The sequence below is a fragment of the Pseudarthrobacter phenanthrenivorans genome (assembly GCF_000813845.1).
In the GTDB taxonomy this organism is placed as follows: Bacteria; Actinomycetota; Actinomycetes; order Actinomycetales; family Micrococcaceae; genus Arthrobacter; species Arthrobacter phenanthrenivorans_B.
On the sequence record NZ_JWTB01000044.1, the window covers coordinates 1 to 3,521 of the forward strand.

A 3,521-nucleotide genomic window follows, 5' to 3' on the forward strand; every position below is an offset into this window, starting at 1 on the left:
CAAGAATATGAACCTGGATCTGGCCGCACTTTGGTGTGGTTGGTTTTCGTGGTTCTCTCGAGTGTTTTTTGTTTTTGATCTTTGTGGTCAAGTTTTTAAGAGCACACGGTGGATGCCTTGGCATTAGGAGCCGAAGAAGGACGTAGGAATCTGCGATAAGCCTGGGGGAGTCGATAACCGGACTGTGATCCCAGGGTGTCCGAATGGGGAAACCCCGCCAAGCGCGCGAGTGACTTGGTGACCCGTACCTGAACACATAGGGTGCGTGGGGGGAACGCGGGGAAGTGAAACATCTCAGTACCCGCAGGAAGAGAAAACAATAGTGATTCCGTTAGTAGTGGCGAGCGAACGCGGATCAGGCTAAACCGTTCCATGTGTGATAGCCGGCGGGCGTTGCATGGTCGGGGTTGTGGGACTTTCCGTACCAGTTCTGCCGGGCTGGTGGGGTGTGATGTGCGCGCATAGGTGAACGGTTTTGAAAGGCCGGCCAGAGAGGGTGTTAGTCCCGTAACCGTAATGTGTTTGTACCGCCTGTGAGAGTATCCCGAGTAGTACGGGGCCCGAGAAATCCCGTGCGAATCTGTCAGGACCACCTGATAAGCCTAAATACTCCCTAATGACCGATAGCGGACCAGTACCGTGAGGGAAAGGTGAAAAGTACCCCGGGAGGGGAGTGAAACAGTACCTGAAACCGTGTGCTTACAATCCGTCGGAGCAGCCTTGTAGTTGTGACGGCGTGCCTTTTGAAGAATGAGCCTGCGAGTTAGTGTTACGTCGCGAGGTTAACCCGTGTGGGGCAGCCGTAGCGAAAGCGAGTCTGAATAGGGCGTGTGAGTGGCGTGATCTAGACCCGAAGCGAAGTGATCTACCCATGGCCAGGTTGAAGCGACGGTAAGACGTCGTGGAGGACCGAACCCACTTCAGTTGAAAATGGAGGGGATGAGCTGTGGGTAGGGGTGAAAGGCCAATCAAACTTCGTGATAGCTGGTTCTCCCCGAAATGCATTTAGGTGCAGCGTTGCGTGTTTCTTGCTGGAGGTAGAGCTACTGGATGGCTAATGGGCCCTACAAGGTTACTGACGTCAGCCAAACTCCGAATGCCGGTAAGTGAGAGCGCAGCAGTGAGACTGTGGGGGATAAGCTTCATAGTCGAGAGGGAAACAGCCCAGACCACCAACTAAGGCCCCTAAGCGTGTGCTAAGTGGGAAAGGATGTGGAGTTGCCCAGACAACCAGGAGGTTGGCTTAGAAGCAGCCACCCTTAAAAGAGTGCGTAATAGCTCACTGGTCAAGTGATTCCGCGCCGACAATGTAGCGGGGCTCAAGTACACCGCCGAAGTTGTGGCATTCACGCAATTCTCTAAGCCTTTGTGGTTCAGGAGTGTGGATGGGTAGGGGAGCGTCGTGTGGGCGGTGAAGCTGCGGTGTAAACCAGTGGTGGAGCCTACACGAGTGAGAATGCAGGCATGAGTAGCGAAAGACGGGTGAGAAACCCGTCCGCCGAATGATCAAGGGTTCCAGGGTCAAGCTAATCTGCCCTGGGTAAGTCGGGACCTAAGGCGAGGCCGACAGGCGTAGTCGATGGACAACGGGTTGATATTCCCGTACCGGTGAAGAACCGCCCATGCTGAGCGGGGGATACTAACTGCCCGAAGCCTGCCCGAGCGCCCTTGTGGTGTGAGGGTTTTGGTGGAGCGCAGGACCTGATCCTGGGAGGCAAGCGTATTAACAGGTGTGACGCAGGAAGGTAGCCGAGCCGGGCGATGGTTGTCCCGGTCTAAGGATGTAGGGCGAGTGGTAGGCAAATCCGCCACTCATGGTGCCTGAGATCTGATGGGACCCCCGTTTGGGGGGATTTGGTGATCCTATGCTGCCGAGAAAAGCATCGACGCGAGGTTCCAGCCGCCCGTACCCCAAACCGACACAGGTGATCAGGTAGAGAATACCAAGGCGATCGAGAGAATTATGGTTAAGGAACTCGGCAAAATGCCCCCGTAACTTCGGGAGAAGGGGGGCCCCAACCTTGATACACCCTTGCGGTGTGGAGGGGATCGGGGCCGCAGAGACCAGGGGGAAGCGACTGTTTACTAAAAACACAGGTCCGTGCGAAGTCGCAAGACGATGTATACGGACTGACTCCTGCCCGGTGCTGGAAGGTTAAGAGGACCGGTTAGCCTCACGGCGAAGCTGAGAATTTAAGCCCCAGTAAACGGCGGTGGTAACTATAACCATCCTAAGGTAGCGAAATTCCTTGTCGGGTAAGTTCCGACCTGCACGAATGGAGTAACGACTTCCCCGCTGTCTCAACCATAAACTCGGCGAAATTGCAGTACGAGTAAAGATGCTCGTTACGCGCAGCAGGACGGAAAGACCCCGAGACCTTTACTATAGTTTGGTATTGGTGTTCGGAGTGGCTTGTGTAGGATAGGTGGGAGACGTTGAAGCCCGGACGCCAGTTCGGGTGGAGTCATCGTTGAAATACCACTCTGGTCACTTTGGACATCTAACTTCGGCCCGTAATCCGGGTCAGGGACAGTGCCTGATGGGTAGTTTAACTGGGGCGGTTGCCTCCTAAAAAGTAACGGAGGCGCCCAAAGGTTCCCTCAGCCTGGTTGGCAATCAGGTGTCGAGTGTAAGTGCACAAGGGAGCTTGACTGTGAGAGAGACATCTCGAGCAGGGACGAAAGTCGGGACTAGTGATCCGGCGGTACATTGTGGAATGGCCGTCGCTCAACGGATAAAAGGTACCTCGGGGATAACAGGCTGATCTTGCCCAAGAGTCCATATCGACGGCATGGTTTGGCACCTCGATGTCGGCTCGTCGCATCCTGGGGCTGGAGTAGGTCCCAAGGGTTGGGCTGTTCGCCCATTAAAGCGGTACGCGAGCTGGGTTTAGAACGTCGTGAGACAGTTCGGTCCCTATCCGCTGCGCGCGCAGGAAATTTGAGAAGGGCTGTCCTTAGTACGAGAGGACCGGGACGGACGAACCTCTGGTGTGTCAGTTGTACTGCCAAGTGCACCGCTGATTAGCTACGTTCGGATGGGATAACCGCTGAAAGCATCTAAGCGGGAAGCTCGCTTCAAGATGAGATTTCCATACACCTTGTGTGTGAGAGGCCCCCAGCCAGACCACTGGGTTGATAGGCCGGATGTGGAAGCGAGGACTAACGACTCGTGAAGCTGACCGGTACTAATAGGCCAACAACTTACACCACACAGATACATACAAAATTCTGCTTGCGTCCACTATGTGGTTCCCAACCAACAACCCCCACCCGGGGTACCGGTTACAGGAACCACAACTGAATAACAACACCACCAAACGCTGTCCTCAACAGGTCAGCGAGTTGTAACCACCAGATTTCCCCACCCCCACACCATGTGACGGGCGGTGCGGGTAGAAGGGTTACGGCGGTCATAGCGTGGGGGAAACGCCCGGTCCCATTCCGAACCCGGAAGCTAAGACCCACAGCGCCGATGGTACTGCACCCGGGAGGGTGTGGGAGAGTAGGTCACCGCCGGA

2 rRNA genes are annotated in these 3,521 nt (G+C 55.4%); both read left to right on the plus strand.

Annotation, left to right across the window (positions count from 1 at the left end):
• Positions 1-85 precede the first annotated feature (85 nt).
• A 23S ribosomal RNA gene (locus RM50_RS19055) occupies positions 86-3,213 on the plus strand.
• Between the two features lie 192 nt (positions 3,214-3,405).
• A 5S ribosomal RNA gene (gene rrf / locus RM50_RS19060) occupies positions 3,406-3,521 on the plus strand; the annotation flags it as partial.